Source organism: Rhizobium sp. CECT 9324, from assembly GCF_918741265.1.
Lineage (GTDB): Bacteria > Pseudomonadota > Alphaproteobacteria > Rhizobiales > Rhizobiaceae > Allorhizobium.
Window position 1 is genome coordinate 2,843,118 of record NZ_CAKKMZ010000001.1, and the last position, 25,223, is coordinate 2,868,340.

The 25,223-nt window shown below is 59.7% G+C and carries 20 protein-coding genes and 1 riboswitch; of the genes, 7 read left to right on the forward strand and 13 right to left on the reverse strand.

Going from position 1 to position 25,223, the window contains the following annotated elements:
• Positions 1-97 precede the first annotated feature (97 nt).
• A complete protein-coding gene (locus tag LQ231_RS13940) occupies positions 98-652 on the forward strand; it encodes a hypothetical protein (RefSeq protein ID WP_113141600.1) in 555 nt (184 codons plus the stop codon).
• 37 nt (positions 653-689) lie between these two features.
• Here LQ231_RS13940 and folK read toward each other — a convergent pair whose 3' ends face one another.
• Genes folK through folP form a run of 3 tightly spaced genes read right to left on the reverse strand, consistent with a single transcriptional unit; the run spans position 690 to position 2,438 of the window.
• The gene (gene folK / locus LQ231_RS13945; protein WP_290371360.1) at positions 690-1,214 is read right to left on the reverse strand and encodes a 2-amino-4-hydroxy-6-hydroxymethyldihydropteridine diphosphokinase; all 525 of its coding nucleotides are present in this window, start codon (positions 1,212-1,214) and stop codon (positions 690-692) included.
• The gene (folB, locus tag LQ231_RS13950; RefSeq protein ID WP_230171769.1) at positions 1,198-1,566 is read right to left on the reverse strand and encodes a dihydroneopterin aldolase; all 369 of its coding nucleotides are present in this window, start codon (positions 1,564-1,566) and stop codon (positions 1,198-1,200) included. The genes folK and folB overlap by 17 nt, the downstream gene beginning before the upstream one ends.
• Positions 1,563-2,438, reverse strand: a complete 876-nt coding sequence (gene folP / locus LQ231_RS13955) for a dihydropteroate synthase (RefSeq protein WP_230171770.1) — start codon at positions 2,436-2,438, stop codon at positions 1,563-1,565. Before folP ends, folB begins: the two co-directional genes overlap by 4 nt.
• 110 nt (positions 2,439-2,548) lie before the next feature.
• On the opposite strand from folP, the gene LQ231_RS13960 reads away from it, so the two are divergent.
• Positions 2,549-3,172 carry a DUF922 domain-containing protein gene (locus LQ231_RS13960; protein ID WP_113141603.1) on the forward strand — a complete coding sequence of 208 codons (624 nt, stop codon included), beginning with the start codon at positions 2,549-2,551 and terminating at the stop codon, positions 3,170-3,172.
• Positions 3,173-3,479: 307 nt separating this feature from the next.
• Here LQ231_RS13960 and LQ231_RS13965 read toward each other — a convergent pair whose 3' ends face one another.
• Positions 3,480-3,800: a 2Fe-2S iron-sulfur cluster-binding protein gene (locus tag LQ231_RS13965; RefSeq protein ID WP_113142481.1), complete on the reverse strand. Its 321-nt coding sequence runs from the start codon at positions 3,798-3,800 to the stop codon at positions 3,480-3,482.
• A gap of 119 nt (positions 3,801-3,919) precedes the next feature.
• Positions 3,920-4,291 carry an Hpt domain-containing protein gene (locus tag LQ231_RS13970; protein ID WP_230171771.1) on the reverse strand — a complete coding sequence of 124 codons (372 nt, stop codon included), beginning with the start codon at positions 4,289-4,291 and terminating at the stop codon, positions 3,920-3,922.
• A 473-nt stretch (positions 4,292-4,764) separates the two neighbouring features.
• Here LQ231_RS13970 and LQ231_RS13975 point away from each other — a divergent pair, with 473 nt between their 5' ends.
• Positions 4,765-11,130, forward strand: coding sequence for a hypothetical protein (locus tag LQ231_RS13975; RefSeq protein WP_230171772.1), 6,366 nt, complete (start codon positions 4,765-4,767; stop codon positions 11,128-11,130).
• A 98-nt stretch (positions 11,131-11,228) separates the two neighbouring features.
• On the opposite strand, the gene LQ231_RS13980 is transcribed toward LQ231_RS13975, so the two are convergent.
• The 5 genes from LQ231_RS13980 to LQ231_RS14000 form a co-directional block, all read right to left on the reverse strand.
• A complete protein-coding gene (locus tag LQ231_RS13980; RefSeq protein ID WP_230171773.1) occupies positions 11,229-11,855 on the reverse strand; it encodes an ABC-type transport auxiliary lipoprotein family protein in 627 nt (208 codons plus the stop codon).
• A 29-nt stretch (positions 11,856-11,884) separates the two neighbouring features.
• Positions 11,885-13,258 (reverse strand): MlaD family protein, encoded by a 1,374-nt coding sequence (locus LQ231_RS13985; RefSeq protein WP_230171774.1) that lies wholly within the window; start codon positions 13,256-13,258, stop codon positions 11,885-11,887.
• A 7-nt stretch (positions 13,259-13,265) separates the two neighbouring features.
• A complete protein-coding gene (locus LQ231_RS13990; RefSeq protein WP_230171775.1) occupies positions 13,266-14,114 on the reverse strand; it encodes an ABC transporter ATP-binding protein in 849 nt (282 codons plus the stop codon).
• 8 nt (positions 14,115-14,122) lie between these two features.
• Entirely contained in the window at positions 14,123-15,274 is a 1,152-nt protein-coding gene (locus LQ231_RS13995; RefSeq protein ID WP_113141607.1) for an ABC transporter permease, read from the reverse strand.
• Between the two features lie 176 nt (positions 15,275-15,450).
• Positions 15,451-16,305, reverse strand: a complete 855-nt coding sequence (locus tag LQ231_RS14000; RefSeq protein ID WP_113142484.1) for a UDP-2,3-diacylglucosamine diphosphatase — start codon at positions 16,303-16,305, stop codon at positions 15,451-15,453.
• A gap of 157 nt (positions 16,306-16,462) precedes the next feature.
• Between LQ231_RS14000 and LQ231_RS14005 the strand changes: the two genes are divergently transcribed.
• The 4 genes from LQ231_RS14005 to LQ231_RS14020 all read left to right on the forward strand — a co-directional run bounded on the left by LQ231_RS14005 (position 16,463) and on the right by LQ231_RS14020 (position 21,664).
• Positions 16,463-18,775, forward strand: coding sequence for an NADP-dependent malic enzyme (locus LQ231_RS14005; protein WP_113141608.1), 2,313 nt, complete (start codon positions 16,463-16,465; stop codon positions 18,773-18,775).
• 134 nt (positions 18,776-18,909) lie between these two features.
• The gene (locus LQ231_RS27220; protein ID WP_290371361.1) at positions 18,910-19,668 is read left to right on the forward strand and encodes a helix-turn-helix domain-containing protein; all 759 of its coding nucleotides are present in this window, start codon (positions 18,910-18,912) and stop codon (positions 19,666-19,668) included.
• A gap of 117 nt (positions 19,669-19,785) precedes the next feature.
• On the forward strand, positions 19,786-20,427 hold the full coding sequence (locus LQ231_RS14015; RefSeq protein ID WP_230171776.1) for an acyl-homoserine-lactone synthase: 642 nt from the start codon (positions 19,786-19,788) through the stop codon (positions 20,425-20,427).
• A 535-nt stretch (positions 20,428-20,962) separates the two neighbouring features.
• Complete coding sequence (locus LQ231_RS14020) at positions 20,963-21,664, forward strand: DUF2865 domain-containing protein (RefSeq protein ID WP_230171777.1); 702 nt, start codon at positions 20,963-20,965, stop codon at positions 21,662-21,664.
• Here the strand turns inward: LQ231_RS14020 and bluB are convergent.
• From bluB to LQ231_RS14035, 3 genes are all read right to left on the reverse strand, one after another.
• Complete coding sequence (gene bluB / locus LQ231_RS14025; protein WP_230171778.1) at positions 21,615-22,373, reverse strand: 5,6-dimethylbenzimidazole synthase; 759 nt, start codon at positions 22,371-22,373, stop codon at positions 21,615-21,617. The genes LQ231_RS14020 and bluB overlap by 50 nt on opposite strands.
• 42 nt (positions 22,374-22,415) lie before the next feature.
• Positions 22,416-22,608: riboswitch (cobalamin riboswitch) on the reverse strand.
• Positions 22,609-22,649: 41 nt separating this feature from the next.
• On the reverse strand, positions 22,650-23,483 hold the full coding sequence (locus LQ231_RS14030; RefSeq protein ID WP_230171779.1) for a hypothetical protein: 834 nt from the start codon (positions 23,481-23,483) through the stop codon (positions 22,650-22,652).
• 42 nt (positions 23,484-23,525) lie between these two features.
• Positions 23,526-25,205, reverse strand: coding sequence for an NAD+ synthase (locus LQ231_RS14035; protein WP_230171780.1), 1,680 nt, complete (start codon positions 25,203-25,205; stop codon positions 23,526-23,528).
• Positions 25,206-25,223: the final 18 nt, after the last annotated feature.

The window sequence follows — 25,223 nt, forward strand, 5'->3', positions numbered from 1 at the left end:
CGGCAGACGCCATTTAAGGTTAATTGCAAGGATGCATTAACCAATACCGCGCTAAATTGACTGCGGGTTTTCTGGTTTCTCGTACCAAGGTAAATCGATGTCTTCTCGCATCTTCTCGTCGCTCGGCCGCAGTGCCGTCATCCTGGCTGTTGCCGCAATTTTGCCCGCCACCGCTGCGGACGCGGCATCGCGTGACAAGCGCTTCTTCGAACAGGTCGCTGGCGTCTGGAAAGGTCCGGGCGAAATTGTTGCCGGCAAATACAAAGGCACCAAGTTTACCTGTAACCTGACCGGACTGTCGGCAGACGGCAAGGAACCCGGCATGAAGCTCGACGGCACCTGCCGCGTCGGTGTGTTCAGCCAGCCGATGTCCGCATTCATTTCCCAGGCCGGAAGCACTTACAAGGGTCAGTTCCTTGACGGCGCAGAAGGCAAGGGCATGGATATCGTCTCCGGAACAGTAACCGGCAACCGCGCCGTCATGGGCATCAACCGCAAGAAGCTGAATGGCGCGATGGTCGCCCGTATCGAAAAAGACGATGCGATGAACATCACCATCTCGGTCAAGGTCGAGGATCGCCTGATCCCGGTCATCGGCTTGAAACTGAACCGCCAGGCCGATGCCATGGCTGTTACCGCGACCACGGAATAAACCGCTCGGCAGAGCGCCGAGGACGCATTCACCAGGATCAACCGCGCCACCAGGCGCGGTTTTCATTTGCGACATCAATGCCGGCACGATCAGTGTCGCTCAACCAGTCAGCAACCGCCCTCCCCCTGACCACGAGATCCGGAGCGATATCGGCGAGCGGCATTAGCACGAAACCGCGTTCTGTCATCCGCGGATGCGGGATCTTCAAATGCTCGCCGTCGACGACACAATCGTCATAGGTCAGGATATCGATATCGATCGTGCGCGGTCCCCAGCGTTCGATACGGACGCGCTTCATCTCGCGTTCAATGTCAAGGCACGCGGCCAGGAGCGGTTCCGGCGCGAGCGTGGTCTCGATTGCGGCACAACTGTTGTAGAAATCTGCTTGGTCGACCTTGCCCCAGGGAGGCGTTCTGTAGAGCCGAGAAACGCCAATGACACGACAATCGTCGCGACTATCCAGACGGCGCAGAGCCGCGGCCATGGCAGACACGGGATCACCGATATTGCCACCAAGCCCAAGCGTCGCCTGATGCCAGCCAAACTTACCGGAATTGTTCAACGCTCACCTGTACATAGTCGAGAATGCCCGCAATCGGCGCGCTGGGTTTACGCACCGTGATCCGCGTCCGCACGATCTCCGGAAAGCGCTCCAGTAGGGCCTTTGCGATCGCCAGACACAGCGCTTCGATCAGCATGACTCGGGTGCCGGTCACGATCCGTTCGATGACGTCGAAGGCAATACCATAATGCACGGTCCCCTCTAGCCGGTCCTGCGCTGCGGCCTCGCCAGCATCCACGTCGAATTCAGCATCGACATAGAACCTCTGACCAAGCACACCTTCTTCGGGAAAGACGCCATGATGGGCAAAGAAGGCACAGTTTTTCAGGGTAATGGTGAAAATAGCACTCATGGCTTCATTCCTTCGGCAAGTCGCCTTTGTGCCGCAAGCATTGCATCGGCAACGACCAGGGCGTCGCGGTTGATCGCGACATTATGGACCCTGAATACGGCCGCACCCTTCAGACGCAGGGCAACCGTGGTCGCAGCGGTCGCCACGTCCCGTTCCGCCGCGTCTCGTCCGCTGAGCGTTCCCAGAAATCGCTTTCGCGATGTGCCAACAAGAAGGGGCAGACCAAACTGATGTAGCTCCTCGAAACGCACCATCAGGTCGACATTGTCCTCGACCGTTTCCTTGGAGAAACCAAAGCCGGGATCGAGCGTGATCGCATTCGGCTGAACGCCCGCAAACCGCGCGATTTCGAGAGAATGACGCAGAAAAAACACTTGGTCGTCGATGACGTCGGCCAGTTTCTCCCGTCCGCGCCCCGTATGCATGATGCAAAGGCCCGCGAGGGTATCCGCGGCAACCGATGCAATCTCCGGCTCGCGTTGCAAGCCGTGCACGTCATTGATGATATGGGCACCGGCAGCGATAGCCGCACGGGCGGTCGATGCGCGGTAGGTATCGATCGAGATCAGCGCACCGGTGCGGGCAACCAGCGCCTCGATCACCGGGACCACACGCGCCAATTCCTCTGCCGGCGTCACCTGAGCCGCGCCCGGCCGTGTCGACTCGCCACCGATATCGAGAATATCGGCGCCAGCCTCGACACATGCAAGCGCGTGGGAAATCGCCCTGTCGGTTGTATCGTGCAGTCCACCGTCGGAAAACGAATCCGGTGTTACATTGATGATCGCCATCAACGCGCCACGCTCGGTCAGGTCGATCTCGCGACCATGGGCAACGCGCCAGATGCTTCGATTGCCGGTGGTCACGTTCATCTGTCCTCTCGACGGAAAACCGCGAAGCTGCAATAGTGCTCGCGGCTTGGCTATGCCCCATGGGCGCGGCGAATTCAACATTGCGGATGAGAAGATTGCGGAAAACGATAATGTCAAATGCTTGCCGTTTTTGGCCAGCCGCAGCCACTGCAGCGCTCCTGTCGATCTCGGCCGGAACCGCACACTCCGAGACGATCGTTCGTAAATCGACCAGCTATTTCCAGATCGGCGGTAGAACCGCTGCCGAAATCGATGACGAACTGACGCGCAAGGGACCGATGACGCAGATGACGGGAAACCGCCATCCTGGCGCCACCCAGATCCGCTTCGGTGGCGACCTCACCTATATACGCAAGGGCGAGCGCTGCGCCATCGAGGATGCACGCGTCACACTCGACACCAAGATCATTCTGCCGCGCTGGAAGAACCGAAAACGCGCCACGACGGAACTCGCCTTCATCTGGGATGCGTTGGCAGCAGACATAAAGCGCCACGAGGAACGGCATGCGGAAATTGCCCGCCAATACGCCCGCAATCTGGAAAAAGCTCTGAAGCGAATACCGGCCCAGGATGATTGCGATAAAATGCAGGACAAGGTCGCAGAAGTAACCGATCGCCTGACCATCGCCCATGACGAGGCACAAATGACGTTCGATCGGATCGAGGCCAAGAACTTCCAAAACAGGATGGCCCGCATCCTCCGCTACAAAAGCGGACGGGAAAGCGACAATTAGGCTTTCTAGCGGAAATAACCCGCGAAAAATTACAGTTACCTAATGCAGCAATGCCACATCTTGCCCCAAACTTGCGGGCACACCTGTGAATAACCGGCTATTTCTCGGCGTGGCACTTGATAAGAATCTGAAATATACCTGTCATCATCAAACGTTGTTTAAGCGTTTATCCGATTTCAAGTTCTCCCGGCGCGTCCTGGTGCCACAGGTGTTTCCTCCCTCGCCTGCTTGGCGATGCGCCCCCTTGCCCCGCTCCTCGCCCTGCGAGAGCGGGGCTTTTTTTAGCCTATCCGAGGGAGACATGTAATCAGCCCTGGCGTTCCGGAACGTGAACCACAAGGCCGTCGAGGGCAGCGACGACCTTGATCTGACAGCTCAATCTCGAGCTTGGCTTCACGTCGACGGCGAAGTCGAGCATGTCTTCTTCCATTGCCGAAGGCGCCCCGACCTTATCTGTCCATGCGTCATCGACATAAACGTGACAGGTCGCACAAGCGCAGGCGCCGCCACATTCCGCGTCGATCCCCGGGACGGAATTGCGCACGGCATTTTCCATGACCGTCGAGCCTTCGGCGGCTGCGATATCGAAGCGGGTGCCGTCAAACGCAATGATGCTGATATTTGCCATGTAGTGTGTGTCCAAGCTTCGCCAAAAAAATCCGCGAAGTCATCCAACAAATCGAAACACCAGTCAACACGAAGCGACCGTGACAAATGTCACCGGGCCGCCATTGTGGCGTCATTCCCCTATCGGGCGAGCTTCAGGATGAAGTGTTCGGCTTCAAGAACAGCGGCGCTGACGGACGCGATCGAATCGGCGGTCGCACCCTTGGTCTCGATCAGGTCAGCTGCGCCGGCAACCTTGAGGGCTCCAACCGCCATCGCTGCATTTCTCAACCTCTGTGCGGCCGCCCTGACCTGCAAACCGTCGCCATGGCTTGAGAGAGCCTGGAGACAGCCGCGTGCCTGCCGGGCGAACATCTGCAGGATCTCGATTTCCAGAGCCCTGTCGCCCTTGGTCTGTGTGGCCAGGTGGACGAGATCAACCGGACGCTGCTGGGACGGGCAAAGACCGCCGAAGTTTTCCGGAGATTCGAATGCGACATTGACGGCTGCCATAGCCAAGATCCTTCTTTTCTTGTTATTTCTGGTCGCCAGTCTGAATGGCGGCCGTGGCAATTGCGTTAAAACGGGACCCGTTGGCGCCAAAAACTTCGCGCTATGGTTAATGCGCGTTAAACCCCGACACACATTGGCTTTTCGCGCCCTCCGTTGGTTTAAATATTGTTAACAACCGAAAACCGCATTAACCCCCGTCCGGGCCATTAATTGTATCGGAAGCCCGAATGTGTCACTACGATACGGTTGAATGGGCTAAAGGCTGAAATCTTTGCCCCAATGTCGGATAGTGCTAAAACTCATCGCGAATGTGGTGATTGCCAGCGCTTCGACGATGAGATCCAAAGGGGTCTTCGGCTGGCGTGGCGGCAGACGGGGATCCTGAAGTAAGGCAGTCAGACCAGGCTCGAACGCAGGCGGCGGAGAGACCTTGGATCGAACTGCCGAGAGTAGCGGTAACGAGGCGTAACCCTATGGCGAACAAGAAGTCCGACTCTATTGATGAGAGCGCTTTTCAAGCTCTTGAGGCGGCCCTGAGCATTGATTTCGACAATGAGGCGCCGGCGACTAAACCCGTCCGACCGGCGGCACGCGCATCGGAGAGCCCCGTGTCTGAACCCGTTCAAAATCCTGCATCGGCGAAGAAGCCACAGGAGCGCCGTGCCGTTCGCACCAGCGAGCTTGCTCCAGAGCCTGCCCCCAAGGCCCCGGCCTTTGCCCCGGCCAATGACACGTCGCGCCGCACGCCCGCCGCTATCTTGAAGTCGCTGGACGGCGCATCGCTGCCGACGGCTCTGCGCAATGCCACCATCATTTCGGCTCTATGGGTCCTTGGCGCAGTCGGACTGACACAACTTCTTTATGGCACGCAGATGTGGCAGGCGCCGACGGTTGCCGACATCGTCGCAATGCCGGGCGTCGTCGCAATCTTTGTTGGCACCATTGTGCCGATCATGCTGTTTTTCGCCTTTTCCATCATGATGGCGCGTGCCCATGATCTGCGCAATGCAGCAAGATCCATGGCCGAAGTGGCTCTGCGACTGTCGGAGCCGGAAACCATCGCCTCCGAGCGTATCATGACCGTCGGCCAGGCTGTCCGCCGTGAAGTTTCTGCCATGAACGAGGGCATCGAACGCACGATCGCCCGCGCGACGGAACTTGAAACGCTGGTGCATTCCGAAGTCACGGCGCTTGAGCGCAGCTACACCGACAACGAACTGCGTGTACGCGGCCTCGTGCACGAACTGGGCGCCGAGCGCGACGCAATCGTCAATCACGCCGAGCGCATCCGCTCGTCGATCATTGGCGCGCATGACCAGCTGAAGGAAGAACTGTCGCTGGCGACGGAAGAAATCTCCGTACGCCTGCAGACATCGGGCGAAGCTTTCGCCTCGATGATCGACACGCGCGCAGCGACGCTGACCGAGAGGTCCGATGCAGCGGTGACGGCACTCGGCTCTCTTCTCACCCACAAGACAGAGAACATGGTCCAGACGCTTGCGGCGTCAGGCATCTCTCTGGCTTCGGAATTCGACGCACAGCTCGCCAATCTGTCTTCCACTCTGGGCGAACGTGGCCGCGAATTGCTTGGCCAGTTCGAGACCCGCGCCTCGACGCTAGATGCCAACACAGAAAAACTGAACGCAGCGCTCAACGAGCGTGCGCGCCAGCTCAACGAGACGCTCGTCGAACGGACCCGCGATATTGCCGAGACCTTGAAGGGCGGCGAGCACACCATCACCTCATCCTTGGACGACGTACTCGCCAAGCTCAACGGTTCGCTCGATGAGCGCGGCCGGTCCTTTAGTCAGAGCATGAAGTCGGCCGCTGACGACGCGATCGTCGATCTGGACCTGCGTTCGGGCCTGTTTGAGGATCGATTCCAGACAACCATCGGCCAGATCAACGCAACGTTCGACAGCCGTGTCGCCGAATTCTCCAGCGCATTCGACCAACGTGCCGGCACCCTCGACAACAAGCTGATGGAAAGCCTTGCCCGGATCAATGAAACCGTGACCGGTGGTTCTGAATCGATCGATGGCATTTTGACCTCGAGCATCGAGCGCTTGGGCTCCACTCTGGCAGACCAGTCTTTCGCCTATGCCGCGACACTCGGAACCGGCCAGGAAATGATCGACAGCGCTCTTGCCGGCCGCGCCCAGGAAATTGCCGACGCCATGTCTGCCAGGGCAGCGGCACTGACCTTGAGTCTGGAAACCGCACAGAAACGGATCGATCAGGTCATGGAAGAGCGCGGCGGCGCACTCTACTCTGCCCTTGCGGACAACCAGACACGCTTTGACGAAACACTGACCACACGGTCGGAACTCATCATCAATGCATTGAACAGCAATCAGGACCGCTTTGCCGATACGTTGGAGAGCAAGAGCCGCGACTTCGCGCAGACGCTTGAAACGCAGAGCCTGACCATCGTGCAGACGGTCGAGGCTGCCAGCCGCGACATTGCGGACACACTCGGCACCAAGAGCCTGGAACTCGATATCGCGCTCAGCACAGGCAGTCAGCATCTGGCCGAAACACTGGAGATCAAGGGTCGCGACATCGCCGAAACTCTGGGATCGCAAAGCCAGCAGATTGCCCAGTCCATCGATGCGGCCAGCCGTGACATTGCCGATTCGCTTGCCACGAGGAGCCTCGAACTGGACCTGGCGTTGAGCACACGCAGCCAGGACATAGCCGAGACACTCTCCATGGGTCAGCGCAGCCTGGAAGATGCGCTGTCCCGGCGCACGGTGGATATCGTCGACACGGTTGCCGATGCTGATCGGCGTATCGAGGCCGCATTCGCCGAAAAGGCAGAGGCGATCCGCAGCGCGTATGGCGACAACCAGGAAAAGCTCGATCTATCTCTCGCTGGCCACACGGCCTATCTCGCATCGACGCTCGAGGATGCCGCCGGCACGCTCGAGCAGACGATCGGCCAGAACTCGGGCCGTATTATCGAGGCGCTGTCCGACGGCCAACGCCGTCTCGACGAAACACTGTCCGAGCGCGCATCCAGCATCATCGACACCGTCGCCGATGCCGACCGCCGTATCGATGCCGCATTCGCCGAGAAGGTTGACGCGATCCGCAACGCCTATGGTGAAAACCACGAAAAGCTCGATCTTTCTCTGGCTGGCCACACGGCCTATCTCGCCTCCACGCTGGAAGACGCCAGCAGCACCTTGGAACTGACGCTGAGCCAGAATTCCGGTCGCATCGTCGAGGCCATGTCTCACGGCCAGCGACGCCTGGAAGAAACGTTGACCGAACGCGCCTCCGGGATCATCGACGCAGTCGCCGATGCCGATCGGCGCATTGATGCAGCGTTCGCCGAAAAGGCGGAATCTGTCCGCAGCGCCTATGGCGAAAGCCAGCAGCGACTCGACCTGTCGCTCGCCGGCCACACCGCTTACCTCGCTTCCGCACTGGAAGATGCCGGTGGTGAAATGGAGCGGACCCTGGGACGCCACTCGAGTTACATCACCGAGACACTGTCGAGCGGCATCACGGACATTGACGGCAAGCTGGCTGGCACCGGCGAACACCTGCGGACCACGCTGGAAGGCGCAAACAACGAATTGTCGCAAACGCTCAGCCACAATACCAACCGGATCGCCGACACGATTGCATCGGGCGTCAGTCAGATCGACACCAGGCTCGTGGACACGCATGAGCGCATCCGCGCCACCCTGGACGATCGTACGAACGCAATTTCCACGACGCTGCGCGACGCGCAGGGCGACCTGGAAAACAGCTTGGTCGAACACTCGACCTCTCTCGGTGCATCGCTGGCCGCATCGGCCGGCATGCTGGAAATGAGCCTTGAAGACCACGAGGGCACGCTGCGGCGTGCCATTGATGACAGCAGCAAGGCGCTCGACGAACGCCTGCGCGGAACCGCAGGCTCCTTGACGTCCCAGATCCGCGACGCGGCCGGCGACATCACACGCTCCGCCCAGGAATTTTCCGGTGTTGTGGAGCAATCCGTCAGCGGCATGACCACGCGCCTGGACGAAACCAGCACCCGGATCGAACTCAGCCTCGGTACACTGGAAGACCGCCTTCGCAACGGCCTTGACGGCGTGGACGCCCGGGTCAACGATGCCGGCGAAAAATTTGCGGCCCGCCTCGATGAGAAGGTCACCGCAATTGAGCGCGTCGGCAGCGAAGCCAGCACCCGCGTTGCCCAGATCCTCGACGACGGAACCGCCAAGGTCGCAGAAACCTTCGAAGGCCGAACCGCCCAGATCGACGAACGGCTGTCGACCATGGACCGCGCGCTCAACATTGGTCTTGAAAACGTCAACCGCACGATCGAAGGCAAGGCCGCAGGTCTTGCCGCCGCCCTGCGTGGTGCCGTTGCCGACGCAGCCCGCGATCTCGACACCGAAGCACAGCGCTCGGTGGACCGCCTGACAGCTTCGAGCACGCAATTTGCCGAACAGATCGGTGAACGCAGTGCCGAATTGAGCCGCACCGTCGAGGAACAGTCGCAGGATCTGACCCGGCGCATCGAAGACACCCAGAGCCGCCTTGCGGGTCAGGCAGCAGCCGTTGCCCAGACCTTCTCCCAGGCGGGCGATGCGATCAGCAACAAGGTCTCGCAGGCAGAGGCCCTGGTCAGTGCGCAGGTCGCCAACCTCTCCGGCACCCTGGCGGATGTCGGCTCGACACTGGAAGGCCGTACCGCCGCCATCCGCGAAGCTATTGCCGGAAACACCCAGGAACTGGCCATCACCATGGACGCCGTCGAGAAGGCGCTGGAGGCACGCGGCAACACCATTCGTTCGGTTCTCGACGACCGGACCCGCGAACTGAACTCGATGCTGTCGAGCCGCTCCGCGGAACTGTCGCGCCTGATCGACGAAAAGGCCGGTCCTATGATCGCGACCTATGCCCAGACCGGACGCGCTGCTGCCGAACAGATCACCGCGGCGGCGGAACAGAGTGCTGAACGCCTGCGTACAGAGAATGCGGCCGTGCTCGGCGCAATTACCGACCGTGCCGACCGCGCCGCAGCAACTCTGAGTGCCGCAGAAAACTCTATCGTTGCCAATGCCTCGCAGCTTATCGAGCGGCTCGGCGAAAGCAATTCCGGTATCTCGACCATCGTTGAACAGGCGGTTCAGAGCATCGGTTCGCTCGATAGCCGCTTGGGTGCCACGGCGGCGCGTTTCCACGAGACCGCAGGCAAGGCGACGGATATTCTCTCCACCTCCAACCGCCTTCTCGATGGACAGCTCGAGCGCCTGACAGTCGTCTCGACCGAGACGCTCGGCCAGGTTTCGTCGATCGTCGGCCGCTTCGGCGAGCATACCAAGGTGCTGGGCAAGGCATCCGAACTTCTCTCCGCCGCGCAGTCCAATCTGGTCGGCACGCTGGAAGAACGCCAGCAGGCCCTGCGCGAGCTTTCGATCGGCCTGGTCAAGCGCTCGGAAGAAATTGAAAACACCATGCAGAGCCTCGGCAAGATGGTCGAAACGGCCTTCGACCGTGCCGAACAGCGATCTGGCCAGATGGCGGGCAACCTGCGCCAGAGTGTCCAGGCGTCCTTCACCGACATCGGCCATATCCTTGGTGAGACGGAAAAGCGCGCCCAGTCGACGGCAGCCAACATGCGAGAGAGCGTTCAGGCCTCCTTCGCCGACATCGGACAGGTGCTTGGGGAGACGGAAAAGAAGGCACAGGTCACCGCGACCAACATGCGCAATGCCTTGCTCTCCGCCGAACAGGAGGCACAGGTTTCCATCGACAAGACGCTGACCGAAGCCGAGAAGCGTTCGGGCGAGCTTGCGAACCGTCTACGCGGCGGCCTCGCTGTTTCCCTGAACGACATTGACCACCTGCTCGGAGAAGCCGGCCGTAAGTCGGAAGGTGCCGCGGTCGCCCTTCGCGAAGCCATGCAGCAGGCAGTGACCGACGCCGTCGCCCGCTTTGCCGGCGCCACCGACGAAATCCGTCGCTCGGCCACCGACATCCGCAAGGAACTGGACCTGACCCGCAACGAGTTGAAGCGCGGTGCGTTCGATCTGCCCGAAGAGGCCAAGGAAAGCGCTGCCGCCATGCGCCGCGCCGTGGCCGAACAGATCAAGGCACTGCAGGACATTTCGCAGCTTGTCGGCCGTACCAGCCAGACGCTGGAAATCTCCGAGCCCGTCGCCCGTCGCCTGGCAGAGGCCCAGCCGGAACCGGTGCGTCGTGCCCCGGTCGCAGCACCCGCCCCTGCTCCTCAAGCCCAGCCGGCTGCTCGCCCCGCCGAAAACTATGCTCTGCGCGGCAGCCTGGAGCTTGGCGAAGGCTACAGCCAGCCGACGCAGCCAGCGAGCCGCGTCGAAGGTGGTGGCTGGATCAGCGACCTGCTGCGCGGCGCCTCGCGCGATGAGACGGCAGCAGCGGCCGCACCTGCGCCGGCACGCCCGGCCCCGGCCCGTCCGGCACAGGATTCGTCGGCTGCTGCACCGCGCCAGGCCGACAGCCGCAACCCGCGCCATATGGTGGAATCACTGAATTCGCTTTCGGTCGATATCGCCCGCGCCATCGACCATGATGCCTCGGTCGAACTCTGGCGTCGTTACCAGCGCGGCGAGCGTGACGTGTTCACCCGTCGCCTCTATACGCTGAAGGGTCAGCAGACCTTTGACGAGATCAAGCGCAAGTATGACCGCGAGCCCGAGTTCCGCGTCGCTGTCGATCGCTACATCGCCGATTTCGAAAAGCTTCTGGCCGATGTTGCACGCACCGATCGCGACAAGAGCGTGACCCAGTCCTACCTCACCTCGGACACCGGCAAGGTCTATACCATGCTGGCGCATGCCGCTGGCCGCTTCAGTTAAGATAGTGGCAGAGGCGGCAGACGGGTCACCAAGCTGAAAACGAAAAAGCCCCGGATCTCAAATGGATCCGGGGCTTTTCTGACTCAAACTATGAAAAATCAGATGGCCGTGAGCGCCCAGGTGACGATCTCTGCAGTGACCGAGCCAAAGGCCTTGTCCATTGCCGTGACATAGGCCTCGTTGCTCGTTCCCGCAGCGCGCGCTTCTGCCCTGAAGACCTTCTGGGCAACGACCGTTCCATTGCGATCATTGAGCAGCTTGGCCGACATCTCGACCACACCGCGATCTCCGCCGACGGTCGCCACTTCAAATGCGCGCACATCGGTGATCAACTGATAATCGATGGCAAGGCCCTGCCCCGGCTTGCCGACACCACCCAGACGGCCGGTGTCCTCAAATGCTTCCACCAGCTTTGACTGGACCATGCGCGTCAGCTTGTCGCTCCACTGCGACTTGGACAAATAGCGAATCTCGGAATTGGACACGCGCACCAGGATCTGCTCGCTGTCGACCGCCTTGAGCGCCGTCGGATCGGCGATGAGCAATTGCCGGTTCTTGGCTGAAGCATTCGTCGAAACGACAGCGCTTGCCGAGAGATCGAAGGTATCGTTTGGCGCCTTGGAAGCACATCCCGATAGGCCGACAAGCAGCATCGGCAAGAACACCGCGCCGCGCATCAGCGCACGCCTGTGGCGCACCGCGCCTCCCAAACAGGACATAGTCATGCTGTCATATTCCCTGCGATTTCGGTCCGTCATCGGCGAGTCCGTCCATCATATTGCTTGATCGTTTCACCGCCGAAGATCAATCGCTGCGGGTCGTTGTCGAAATTGGTAATCGCGTCGTTCAAACCGCGGACGGTCTGGCGCGTATCGTTGACCAGTGTCTGGATGTCCCGCAAGCCGGTGCTGGAGAAGCGCTGCAGGTTCTCCGCAATCGGTCCGATCCGGGCATTGAGGTTTTCAGCCGTCAGACGGATCTGCTCCAGCGTCTTGCGCGCTTCGGCACTCAGCGAATTGGTGTCGTCGGAACCGAGGAAGCTGTCGACCTTCTTCAGGATCCCGTCCACCTGCGCAGAGGCATTGTTCAGACGATTGGCGAGTTGGGTAAAGTCGTCGATCGCCTTGTTGATATCATCCTTGCGACCGGTGATGCTGACCGAAAGATCCTTGAAGCCGGCAATCGCGGTGCGCGCATCAGCCGATGCCACGGAGACATCGTCCACGACCTTGCCGACCTTCTGGCTATCGATGGCGTCAACCAGCTTGGACACCTTTTGCAGGGTCAGGTCGGCGTTGCTGCCGAAGCGCTGGAAAGTCTCTGCCGTCTGCCGGAAGCTGTCGATGGCCGGACCAACTCGATCTGCTGCGCTGGCAATATTTGCTGTCGCACGCTCGGTATTGGTCAGGATCTTGTCGATCTTCTCCGAATTCAGCGCCTTGAACAGGTCTTCGGCCGCACCGAGGGTCGAATCCAGGCGCCCGGAAAGGCCCGACACGGAATCGGACAATGCGCTTACGCTTTTCAGGAACTGATCGATGCCCTTGGCATTGTCGGCCAGCGATTTGGAGAACACCTCGGCATTTTTCACCGTATTGGTCAGAGGCGCGCGCGCATCGCCGATAAAGCCCTGCAAATCACCAATGGCATCATTGGCGCGCTGAAGGATCTTGTCCGCGGTGGAAAGCAGGTTTGTCACGCTCGATTGATCGGCCATCAGAACCGCTGGCTCCCCGGTCGCCATTGCTTTGGCAAGGATGTTTTCCTTGTCGTCGGCTGTCCCGCCTGAAAGCTCGATATAGGCAGCCCCTGTCAGACCCTGGATTTCCAGAACCGCTTTGGTGGAGGACGTCACGGGCGCATCGGCGCGCACTTCCGTAAACGCCACCGAGAACTGCGGGTCGTCATTGTCGATATAGAGATTGCGGACTGAACCCACGGCAATGCCGTTGAAGCGCACCGGCGAGCCGATGCTCAGGCCATTGGCCGAGCCTGGAATGCGAATGGCAAGCGGCGCAACCGGGCCGCCTCTGCCATACTCCGCCATCCAGTAGACGAAGCCGAAGGCAGCGCCGATGACCAGCAGGGTGAAAAAGCCGACGAGGGCATAGTTGGCTTTGGTTTCCATGTGTCAGTCACTCTACCGGATGCACGCCGGACGATTCCGGCCGAGGAATGGAGCGGGCTCGTTTGCCCTTGAAATAGGATTGCACCCATGGATCATCACAGGCGAGCATGTCTTCGAGCGTGCCTTCGACCAGAACCTTCTTCTGACCCAGCACGGCGATACGGTCGCAGACGGAGAACAGGCTGTCGAGATCGTGGGTGACCATATAGACGGTCAATCCAAGGGTATCGCGCAACCGAGCGATCAGATCGTCGAATTCAGCAGCACCAATCGGGTCAAGCCCCGACGTCGGCTCGTCGAGAAAGACGAGATCCGGATCGAGGGCGAGCGCCCGCGCAAGTGCCGCGCGCTTGATCATGCCGCCCGAGAGTTCGGAAGGATATTTGTCGGCGGCATCGGGGTGGAGACCGACCAGCTCGAGTTTTAGATAGGCGAGCTCATCCATCAGCCATTGCGGCAGATCCAGGTATTCGCGCATCGGCAATTGAATGTTCTCCTTGACGGTCAAGGCAGAAAATAGGGCGCCATGCTGAAAAAGCACGCCAAGCCGCGTATCGAGCATCGTGCGCTCGCGCTCGTCAACCTCGTCATAGTCGGCACCAAGGATTTCGATCTTGCCGGAGCGGCGCGGCAGCAACCGGAGCACGGTGCGCATCAATACGGATTTACCGGCGCCGGACGCGCCGACGAACCCGAGGATCTCACCGCGATAGATGTCGAGATCCAGCTTGTCGAGCACGACATTGTCGCCGAAGGCAACGGTCAGTTCTTTGACGGAAAGGATTGTTTCCCGGTCTTTTGCCTGCCGAACTTCTGCCTGCCGGACTTCTTTCTGTTTGCCTGTCTGGTCTTCCATGCGCGTCCTCAAAAATCGATGGCCGCGTAGAATATGGCAAACAGCCCATCCACGAGAATGACGACAAAGATGGATTTGACCACGGCGGCGGTTACATGCCGGCCAAGCGATTCCGCGCTACCGCCAACTTTCATGCCTTCGACTGCAGCGACGATACCGATAATCAGGGCCATGAACGGAGCTTTGATCATGCCCGAAGCAAGGGTCGAGTAATCGACGGCATCATGCAATCGGGTAATGAAGACATCGAAGGTGATGCCCGAATAAGCCCAGGCGACCACTGCTGCGCCGTAAAGTGCAGAAAAGTTGGCGACAATGGTCAGCAATGGCAACGCGATAGTCAGTGCGACGAGGCGCGGAAAAACCAGCACGCCGATCGGGTTGAGGCCAATGACCTTCAACGCATCGATTTCCTCGCGCATTTTCATCGAACCGATTTCGGCCGTTATGGCGCTGCCGGAACGGCCGGCAATCATGATCGCCGTCAACAGCACGCCGATCTCGCGCAACTGTAGAATGCCGACAAGATCGACGACAAACACTTCGGCACCGAAATAGCGGAGCTGGAAAGCACCCTGCTGCGCGATGATCGCGCCGATCAGGAACGACATCAGTATGATGATCGGCATGGCGCGAACGCCCATGTGGTCGAGCTGATTGACCACGGAGGCGGGCGAAACGCCACCGCCTCTCCCGAATTTCGTCTGGGCGCCGCGCACGGCAGAGCCGAGCACAAACATCATGGCGACGAAATCTTCCCAGAGACTGACTGTCAGCATCCCCACGGGTGCGAAGATGGTTTCGAACAGGCTGCTGCGGCTGCTCTTCTTTTCCGGAGGCTGAACGCGGTCGGGCAGCGCATTGATCAGTTCACGCATCTCAGGCGTACCGCCCTCGATCGAAATGTCGCGCCCGTCAGCCTGCCGCTGCGCGACGAAACGCCGAACCAGCCAGGCGCCGGCTGTATCCATGCTGACAACACTGTCGAGATCCACGGTTTCGGCAACCCCGGACTTGTCATCCACAAGGCTGCCTGCGCTTTTGACCATGGCGCTGAGACTGGTATTTTTCCAGTTTCCGGCGAGCCGAATGACACGCCCACGCCCCTCCGGCAGGTCATCGATCGTGATACGCGCGATTTCAGGCTGAACCGAGTTCAAGGCTAAGACAACTTCCAAAATGACGGGCCACAACGAATCCCGTCCACGCAAATCCTACAAAATGGAAGTGCACTATAACCATCGCAAATGGCGATGTAATCCTTAACTGGGAATTAATCGCACACCATGGCTTTAATCTGGCTGGGCTGTCGCTTTCCAGCACCTGTCCGCTGCGCTCAGGCTGCGCGGACGCCCTCAGCTTCGGCAATGTCAGCCAGCGCCGGCAACGAAATCGGAACCATCGGCGATGCGATTCGCTTGGAAGAAGCTGCTTCACCGATCTTGTGCGCCCAGGAAATCAACTCAAACCGGCCGTCGTGATGCTCGACAATGGCAGTGCAGCTTTCCACCCAGTCACCCGTGTTGACATAGTGGATGCCATCGATGTCTTCCATGACCGCATGGTGAATATGGCCGCAGATAACGCCATCGACCTCGTTCCGGCGGGCTTCTTCGGCGACAACCTTCTGGAATTCGCCGATAAAATTGACGGCATGCTTGACCTGCAGTTTCGCCCAGGCCGAAAACGACCAATAAGGCATGCCCATACGGCGCCGGACGGCTGCAAGGAAAATGTTGATCGCGATCGCGGTGTCGTAGGCCCAATCGCCCAGATAGGCGAGCAGTCGGGCATTGCGCACGACAACGTCAAACTCGTCACCATGCAGGACGAGATATTTCTTCCCGTCGGCCGTCTCGTGGATCATACGCTCAGCGACCTCGATACCGCCGAAATGGGTACCCGGAAAGCCGCGCAGGAATTCGTCGTGATTTCCGGGGATGTAGACGATCCGCGTGCCCTTGCGCGCCTTGCGCAACAGCTTCTGCACAACGTCGTTGCATTCCTGCGGCCAGTACCAACTGCGCTTCAACCGCCATCCGTCAACGATGTCTCCGACCAGAATGATCGTCTCCGCCTCATGCAGGCGCAGGAAATCGAGAAGGAAATCGGTCTTGGCCGCTTTCGAACCAAGATGGACATCCGAGATGAAAAGTGTCCTGAATTGGCGGATTTCGCTGGCTTCTTCCACGTCGCGGTCCTCTAGCACTCTTTATCAAGCGCTTAACCAGAGTCGTGTTTCAGGAAGATGACACAGTACCGAACAGCACACTTAGCGGCTACCACTTGCGGGCAATTCGTGTATTGAGGAACCCACACTTCCCCTTCAAGAAACTGCCGGTGAGCCGATGAATTCCCAGGACAAGAACAAGCCGCAAGCCTCCAACACCTCTGCGGACCTCGATGAGCAGGCGCTTTTCTATCATCGCTATCCGCGACCGGGGAAACTGGAAATCCAGGCGACCAAGCCGCTCGGCAACCAGCGTGATCTGGCGCTGGCCTATTCGCCAGGCGTCGCTGCACCTTGCCTTGCCATTCAGGAAAACCCCGCTGCCGCCGACGATTATACGGCGCGCTCAAACCTCGTTGCGGTGATCTCAAATGGTACCGCGGTTCTCGGTCTCGGCAATATCGGCCCTCTCGCCTCCAAGCCGGTGATGGAAGGCAAGGCAGTTCTGTTCAAGAAGTTTGCCGGCATCGATGTTTTCGACATTGAAATCGAAGCGCCGACGGTCAATGAGATGGTCTCGACGATTTCGGCCCTGGAGCCGACCTTCGGCGGCATCAACCTCGAAGACATCAAGGCTCCGGAGTGTTTCGAAGTCGAAGACCAGCTTCGCGCCAAGATGAACATTCCGGTCTTCCATGACGATCAGCACGGCACGGCGATCATCGTCGCGGCTGCGATCCTCAACGGCCTCGAACTCGCAGGAAAAAAGATCGAGGAGGTCAAGATCGTCGCCTCCGGCGCCGGCGCCGCAGCACTCGCCTGTCTCAATCTTCTCGTCATCCTTGGCGCCAAGCGCGAGAATATCTGGGTCCACGACATCGAAGGCCTGGTCTACAAGGGCCGTAATGAGCTCATGGACCCTTGGAAGGAAGTCTACGCCCAGGAAAGCGATAAGCGCGTGCTGGCCGACAGCATCCACGGCGCCGACGTCTTCCTCGGACTGTCTGCGGCAGGCGTACTGAAGCCTGAGCTGCTCGTACAGATGGCGCCCAACCCGCTGATCATGGCCCTGGCCAATCCAAAGCCGGAAATCATGCCTGAAGAAGCGCGCGCGGCGCGCCCGGATGCGATGATCTGCACCGGCCGCTCGGACTTCCCCAACCAGGTAAACAACGTTCTCTGCTTCCCCTATATCTTCCGGGGTGCACTCGACTGCGGCGCCACCACCATCAACGAAGAGATGAAGATGGCCGCCGTGCGTGCCATTGCAGCGCTGGCACGTGAGGAAGTCTCGGAAGTGGCCGCCAAGGCCTATTCCGGCGAGACACCGACGTTTGGTTCCGACTACCTCATTCCCTCGCCGTTCGATCCACGCCTGATCCTGCGCATTGCCCCGGCTGTGGCCCGCGCCGCAGCCGACAGTGGTGTCGCTCGCCGTCCGATCAGCGACTACGATACCTATCTCGACCAGTTGAACCGCTTTGTCTTCCGCTCCGGCTTCGTGATGAAGCCGATCTTCGCTGCGGCAAAAATAGCCACCAAAAAACGCGTCATATTCGCAGAGGGCGAAGATGAGCGCGTCCTGCGCGCTGCCCAGGTCCTGCTTGAAGATGGCATCGGCGAACCAATCCTGATCGGTCGTCCACAAATCATCGAGACCCGCCTCAAGCGCTACGGCCTCCGTATCCGTCCGGGTGTCGACTTCCAATTGGTCAATCCGGAAGACGATCCGCGCTACCGCGACTATGTCGATGACTATTTTGCCATTGTCGGCCGCGCCGGCATCAACCCGGAAGCCGCCCGCACGATTGTCCGCACGAACACCACGGTAATCGGCGCACTTGCAGTGAAGCGCGGTGATGCCGATGCCTTGATCTGCGGAGTCGAAGGCCGTTTCGACCGCCATGTGCGTGACGTCCGGCTGATTATCGGCAAGCGCCCCGGCGTGCGCGACTTTTCAGGTCTCAGCCTGCTGATCTCGCAGCGTGGCGCGATCTTCTTTACCGACACCTTTGTCACCGACGACCCTTCGGCTGAAGAAATCGCGGAAATGACAAGGCTCGCCGCCGAGGAAATCCGGCGCTTCGGCATTGCCCCGAAAGCAGCCTTGTTGTCGCACTCCAATTTCGGTTCGCGCCCCTCGCCAAGCGCCACAAAGATGCGCAGTGCGCTCGGAATCTTGCGTCAGGAGGCACCCGAACTGGAGGTGGATGGCGAAATGCAGGGCGGATCGGCGCTGTCGGAAGCACTGCGCAAACGGGCCATGCCGGACAGTACGTTGACGGGCGAAGCCAACCTGCTCGTCTTCCCGAATCTCGATGCTGCCAACATCTCGCTTGGCATCATGCGCACCATGATGGATGCACTGCATGTCGGTCCTATCCTTCTGGGTGCCGCCATGCCGGCTCACGTCCTGTCAACCTCGGTGACGTCGCGCGGCGTCGTCAACATGGCGGCCCTGGCGGTCGTGGAAGCCTCGCAACCGGCATAACGTCGTCGCCCGCCCCACCGCGGGACGACGGCCTTCAAGGTTTTCGGCCGATTACCAGCGGCAAGGACAGATTGCCGCTGGACAATTCGCAGCAAGCCAAACCATTCTGAACCCTTGGTTTTAGGGTTTTTTCCATGGCATCTGCGGAGGCCTATTTCGGACTGCGTGATTGGCTCGAGCAGGATCAGCGTGTCGAGCCTGCGCAATTTTTCAATCGCATGCGCCAGACGTATTCCCTCGTTCACCTGCTCTATTTCGACGGAATGATCGTTGACAGTCGCATTGTCGCCCACAGTCTTTACCACACGCCGTTGGCAACTCTGAACAAGCTGACGAACAATCTGCGCGACACACTCATGCTGGCCCCGCTGAGACATGCAGACTTGGCGGTTCAGCCATTCGATTGGCGGGATATCGCCCCCAAAACCCTGGCAGGGCAAAACCTCGCAAAACTTGCACGCCTACTTCGTCTGAACTCGGTCGCTGCGTGCTACCCCATGCTGTCTCACAATGGCCGAGCCGCTTTCCTCGTCATACAGGCCGATATGGAAGAGCATGAGTGGACGCATCTGCGCCGGGTGCATGATCGCGACATTGCCGCCCTAGCTGTCAGCTTTCACGCAAAAATGCTTGCACGCAAGCGTCCAGACGCATATCCGCGGCATGCGCCTGACAGGCTCACACGGCGAGAGATTGAGACCTTGTCGTGGGTGGCAGCCGGCAAGAATTACTGGGAAATTGCTGCAATTCTCGGGATCACCGAGCGCACCGTGCGCTTTTTCATGTCCAATGCCCGCCGAAAACTCAACGTGATGACCAACCCGCAGGCAGTTGCCGAAGCGCTCTGGCGCAATCTGATTGCGAATCCGCACGAGGCATTGGAACTGATTTAGCCCTTCTCCGACCTCATGGAATATTTGATTGCAGACGCGTAGCTGTCTCTACCGAAAGTTTCATCGGTCAACTGCAATCGCCATCCTCGGCACTCCATTCAACTGAAGGAGTGACGAATGATCAGGATCATTAACGGCGCCAACCGCAAACGCTATCCGTCCGAAATCGACGCCATGCATCGCCTGCGCAAAACAATCTTCCACGATCTCCTGAATTGGGACGTTGGCGTTCTCGGCGAGTGGGAAATTGATCACTACGACCAGGCCAATCCGCTTTACGTACTATCCTACGGGGACACCGGGCGTCTGCGGGGCGCTCTTCGCCTGCTGCCAACCCTTGGACCGAACATGCTCGACGATACGTTTCCCATCCTGCTGGGCGGGAGCCAAGAAATTCGCAGCGCAGCAATCTGGGAATCGAGCCGTTTCTGTATCGATCCGGAAATCTCGCAGGACCGCGCCAGCAACCAGGTCACCATTGCCGCAGCCGAATTGATGTGCGGCGTCGGAGAACTCGGATTGGCATCAGGACTGAGCCACATCGTAACCGTCACCGACATATTCCTGGAGCGCATGTTCAAGCGCATGGGCTGCCCGGGCACGCGTATTGCCGCCCCGCACAGGATCGGTTCCGTGCAGGCGGTTGCCGTTGGCTGGCAGATCACGGACGACCTGCTCACCCGGATGAAAAGCATCGCATCGATCCGTGGCAGCGTCCTGGAGCAACCGATGACGCTCGAAATGGCACGCGCGGCTTAAACAACAGGATTGACCGCCAACGGCGCAGCAGCGATGGCGGTCAATGTCGGCATCGTCATTTTACTTTAGCTTTAACTGGCGTATTCTCGCCTAGCTGGTGTAGGAGCAGGCGCGGGCACACGGAGTGCGACGCGCCACCGGGAAATCGATTTTGCCGACGAGGATACCAAGACTTCTAGTTGCTGCGTTCTGCTTGGCCTGGGTCCTGCCCAATTCGGCTTCGGCGTCGGTCGTTTGTGAGCGACTGCGCGACCGACTTGCGAACGCGTCAACAATCATCGGTGACAATCCCGAAATCGATCGTTATGCCAGCGCCATTGCCCAACAAAATCTGGAGCTTCGCAAGGCGAAGCAGGACCAGAAGAGGTTACGCTGCCTGACCTCCGCGGTCGTGATTGTGCGCCCGGACGGAGGAAACGATTGCGGAGACCTTTCCAAGGCAATCGACAGGATGGAAGAAAACAGGGACATCCTCACAGCAAAACTACAGGAAATTCGATCAGGCAGCGCTGCAAGTCAGGGCTCGCGGACGAGATTGAGCGAAGCATTGGTGGCCAATGGTTGCAGCCCCGACACCGACGCGACGCTTGCGAGCGAGCCAGAGGAAGCTCAGCGCGTCCCCTATCTCGACACGTTGGCCGAACCGTATGAAGTCAGCCGCAACGCCCCGGGTGTCCTGTCCGACCAGCCAGCCCCGCTGCCCACCGGCAATATCCGCACTCTGTGTGTGCGTACCTGCGATGGCGGCTTTTTTCCGATTTCGTCCAACACTTCGGCGATGAATTTCGCCCGGGACGCAGGCCAGTGCCAGCAGATGTGCCCGAATACCGAAACCGAACTGTATTTCCACGCTCCAGAGTACAGTGAGACATCGGACATGATTTCGGCAGTGACCGGCAGGCCATATCGCGACCTTCCCAACGCATTCGCCTATCGCAACCGCACGGCCGGGGAAACCAAGCAATGTGGATGCGATCTTGCCCGTTATCATGAGCAGGCAAGACAACGATTGAGCCCGAGGCAGGCTGCTCCGGACTACAAGTCTTCCATCCTCACCATCGCGCCAAAGCCGCAGAGCCAATCGGCTTCTGCAACCGTCGCACCGCCGCTGGAACGCGCCTATGATGGCAGCGCCTCGAATATCCGCAAGGTCGGCCCACAGTTTCTGCCTCCGGCGACGGGGGCGATCAATCTGAGGAAGCCGGCGGCACCTGGTCCGCAGCCTCTACAGGAATGACACCGGCCGCAGTGTTGAACGCGGAAGGCCGGTCTCCCCAGCTGTTTTCGTAGACCAATTCGTCGAGCGGCAGGCGCGATCGCCAGCCTTTGACCTCAAGCTCCGGTGCCGAGTAGAGCGTGTCGACATAGCCGAGGCAAAGATAGCCGACGACTTCAATAGGGTCGGGAATGCCCAGGATCCGCTTCAACTCGCTCTCGTTAAAAATGCTCACCCAGCCGAGTCCGACACCCTCGGCGCGCGCCGCGAGCCATAGGTTCTGGATGGCGCAGACAGTCGAGTAACTGTCCATGCGTGCATTGTGTGTGCGCCCCAGCACAACGGGACCGGCGCGATCCCGATCGCAGGTCACACAAATGCCGAGGGGTGCCTTGCGGATCCCCTCGAGTTTCAGCGCACGATAGGCCGCTTGTTTATCGGCATCGAACATCGCAGTGGCCTCGCGGTTGGCCCGGTCGAAAGCGTCCCAGATTTCACGCTTCCGCTCATCATCGCGCACCAGCAGAAAATTCCACGGCTGCATGAAGCCGACGGAGGGCGCGGCATGCGCAGCACCCAACAGGCGTCGGACAAGGTCGTCCGGCAAGGGATCGGAAAGAAACTGATCACGCACATCGCGGCGCGTATGGATGGCCCGGTAGACGGCATGCTTTTCCTCCGTCGAAAAGCAACCGGCCCGGACGAGAAACTCGTTCGGTTCGTCGTGCATCGTCAAATCCCCAACAATGCGCAACCGCCCGCCGTCCGCGCGGGCAAGTCTATCTCATCAGGCCGGTCTTCTGACTTGGCATCTGCTGCACACGCCGCCTTCCCGGTCTTGTCCACCAGTGGCCGGGTTTCCCCTTGCGCGCGCATCCACCTTACAGCGTTGGGCACGTGCCGGATTTGCGCCGGCTTCCCGATTCTCCCGCAAGACTGCGGGCACCTGATCGTCAATCTTGTAGACCGATCGCTGGAGGACGCAAGCATCAGCCTGCGACGAGCATCAGTCGGTGACGGGGAAATAGCGGACAAAGGCGAATTCATCGCCATCGGGCGACCAGTTCGGCACATTGATCGTGCCCTGCCCGCCGAAGAGTTCGAACAGGGTTTCTGGCGAGCCGCCATCCATATCCATCAGCCGCAGACTGACCTCGTGGTCGCGCGGGTGATCGAACACGTCCGGCGCATAGGAGAGGTACAGAAGCTTGTCGCCCTTCGGCGAAGGATGCGGGAACCAGTCACCGGTATCGCTGTAGGTGATGCGTTCGACATCACTGCCATCGGGATGCATGCGCCAGATCTGCATCAGGCCACTGCGGCTGGAGTTGAAATAGATCCATTCGCCGTCGGCGGACCAATCCGGCCCGTCATTCCGCCCCTCGCCCATGGTCAGCCTGCGTTCCTCGCCGCCATCCACGGAAATCGAGTAGATGTCGAAGACATCCTCGCGAATGCCGCAATAGGCAAGGTTGCGACCGTCAGGTGACCAGCCATGCCAATAGGATGGCAGTTTTGCCGTCACCTGGCGCGGCTGCCCGCCTATGGCGGGAAGCACATAGATGCAGGATTTGCCGTGCTCCGTCTTGTCCGAGATGACGACCAGAGATCCGTCCGGCGATATTCCGTGATCATTGTTGCATTCGATCGCAAAACCGGTGTCGAGTTGTACCGGTGCTTGTCCACCCTTCGGCGAAAGCCGGTAGAGCAGGCCGTTTTCATTGATCAGCAGATAGGAGCCGTCCGGCGACCAGTTCGGTGCCTCGACCAGATCGGCGGTCTGCCAGACCACACGGCTCAGCCGTGTGCGGATATTGTAGATCTCGACCGAACTGCGCATCACGTCTCCTCCATGCAGCCGCGAAATCGGTTTCGCAGCCCCTCAGCGATCGCGAAAACGGTTGGTGATCGGATAGCGACGGTCGCGGCCGAAATTCTTCTGGGTGATCTTGACCCCCGGCGCCGATTGTCGACGCTTGTATTCGGCCAGATAGAGCAGGTGCTCGACCCGGTGCACGATTGCGATGTCGTGGCCGCGGGCAACGATGTCCTCGACCGCCATCTCCTTCTCGATCAGGCATTCCAGGATATCGTCCAGCACCGGATAGGGCGGCAACGAGTCCTGGTCGGTCTGGTTCGGTCGAAGTTCGGCCGACGGCGCCTTGGACAGGATATTGGCTGGGATCACTTCGCCCGATGGACCGAGTGCGCCCGGCGGCACATGGGCATTGCGCCAGGCGGAAAGCGCGTAGACCTGCATCTTGTACAGGTCCTTGATCGGATTGAAGCCGCCATTCATGTCGCCGTAGAGCGTCGCATAGCCGACCGACATTTCCGACTTGTTGCCGGTGGTAACCACCATCGAGCCGAATTTGTTGGAGATCGCCATCAGGATCGTCCCGCGCGCACGGCTTTGCAGGTTCTCTTCGGTAATCCCGCTTTCCGTGCCTTCGAACATTTCGGCAAGGCTCGACAGGAAGCCTTCGACCGGATCGGCGATCGGCACGATATCATAATGGCAACCCAGTGCCTTGGCGCAGGCTTCGGCGTCAGCAAAGGAGTCCTTCGACGTGTAGCGATAAGGCAACATGACGGTGCGCACCCGCTCCTCCCCCAGAGCATCGACAGCAATTGCCGCGCAAATGGCCGAATCGATCCCGCCTGAAAGGCCGAGCACCACGCTTTTGAAGCCGTTCTTGTTGACGTAGTCGCGGAAACCGAGAACGCAGGCGCGGTAGTCTGCCTCCTCCTTCTCCGGAATGCGGGACATCGGCCCTTCATCACAGCGCCAGCCACTTTCGGTCCGCTTCCAGGTCGTGACAGACAATGTCTCCTCGAACTGGCTCATCTGAAACGCCAGCGATTTGTCACCATTGAAGGCAAAGCTTGCACCGTCGAACACAAGTTCGTCCTGGCCACCCAACTGGTTGGCAAAGATGAGCGGCAGGCAGGTCTCGATCACCTGGCGCAGGGCCACCTGATGACGCACATCGACCTTGCCACGATAAAAAGGAGAACCGTTTGGCACCAAGAGGATCTCGGCCCCGGTTTCGGCCAACGTCTCGCAGACGCCGGCATCGTTCCAGATTTCCTCGCAGATCGGCACGCCGATGCGCACGCCGCGAAAGTTGACCGGTCCGGGCATCTCGCCTTCGACAAAGACGCGCTTCTCGTCGAATTCGCCGTAGTTCGGCAGATCGATCTTGTCGCGAAACGAAAGGATCTTGCCGCCATCAAGAATGGCCACCGAATTATGCCGTCCCTTCTCGCTCTGACGCGGGAACCCGATGATCACACCAGGGCCGCCGTCGGCAGTTTCTGCCGCCAGTTGCTCGACGGCAGACAGGCACGCGCTGAGAAACGCTGGCTTCAGCACGAGATCCTCAGGCGGGTAGCCGGAAATGAACAGCTCCGTCAGAAGAAGCAGATCAGCGCCCTGAATTGCAGCTTCCGACCGCGCAGCGCGCGCCTTCGCCAGATTGCCGACGACGTCGCCAACCGTTGGATTGAGTTGCGCAATGGCAATGCGCAGGACATCTGTTTTTTGCAATGTTTCGCTCATGATCAACGGTTTAACCGC

Excerpts from the sequence above, each read along its gene's own strand:
- LQ231_RS13940 (WP_113141600.1), top strand. The coding sequence starts at position 98 with ATGTCTTCTCGCATCTTCTCGTCGCTCGGCCGCAGTGCCGTCATCCTG.
- folB (WP_230171769.1), bottom strand. The coding sequence starts at position 1,566 with ATGAGTGCTATTTTCACCATTACCCTGAAAAACTGTGCCTTCTTTGCC.
- folP (WP_230171770.1), bottom strand. The coding sequence starts at position 2,438 with ATGAACGTGACCACCGGCAATCGAAGCATCTGGCGCGTTGCCCATGGT.
- LQ231_RS13960 (WP_113141603.1), top strand. The coding sequence starts at position 2,549 with ATGTCAAATGCTTGCCGTTTTTGGCCAGCCGCAGCCACTGCAGCGCTC.
- LQ231_RS13965 (WP_113142481.1), bottom strand. The coding sequence starts at position 3,800 with ATGGCAAATATCAGCATCATTGCGTTTGACGGCACCCGCTTCGATATC.
- LQ231_RS13970 (WP_230171771.1), bottom strand. The coding sequence starts at position 4,291 with ATGGCAGCCGTCAATGTCGCATTCGAATCTCCGGAAAACTTCGGCGGT.
- LQ231_RS13975 (WP_230171772.1), top strand. The coding sequence starts at position 4,765 with ATGGCGAACAAGAAGTCCGACTCTATTGATGAGAGCGCTTTTCAAGCT.
- LQ231_RS13980 (WP_230171773.1), bottom strand. The coding sequence starts at position 11,855 with ATGACTATGTCCTGTTTGGGAGGCGCGGTGCGCCACAGGCGTGCGCTG.
- LQ231_RS13985 (WP_230171774.1), bottom strand. The coding sequence starts at position 13,258 with ATGGAAACCAAAGCCAACTATGCCCTCGTCGGCTTTTTCACCCTGCTG.
- LQ231_RS13990 (WP_230171775.1), bottom strand. The coding sequence starts at position 14,114 with ATGGAAGACCAGACAGGCAAACAGAAAGAAGTCCGGCAGGCAGAAGTT.
- LQ231_RS14005 (WP_113141608.1), top strand. The coding sequence starts at position 16,463 with ATGAATTCCCAGGACAAGAACAAGCCGCAAGCCTCCAACACCTCTGCG.
- LQ231_RS27220 (WP_290371361.1), top strand. The coding sequence starts at position 18,910 with ATGGCATCTGCGGAGGCCTATTTCGGACTGCGTGATTGGCTCGAGCAG.
- LQ231_RS14015 (WP_230171776.1), top strand. The coding sequence starts at position 19,786 with ATGATCAGGATCATTAACGGCGCCAACCGCAAACGCTATCCGTCCGAA.
- bluB (WP_230171778.1), bottom strand. The coding sequence starts at position 22,373 with ATGCACGACGAACCGAACGAGTTTCTCGTCCGGGCCGGTTGCTTTTCG.
- LQ231_RS14030 (WP_230171779.1), bottom strand. The coding sequence starts at position 23,483 with ATGCGCAGTTCGGTCGAGATCTACAATATCCGCACACGGCTGAGCCGT.
- LQ231_RS14035 (WP_230171780.1), bottom strand. The coding sequence starts at position 25,205 with ATGAGCGAAACATTGCAAAAAACAGATGTCCTGCGCATTGCCATTGCG.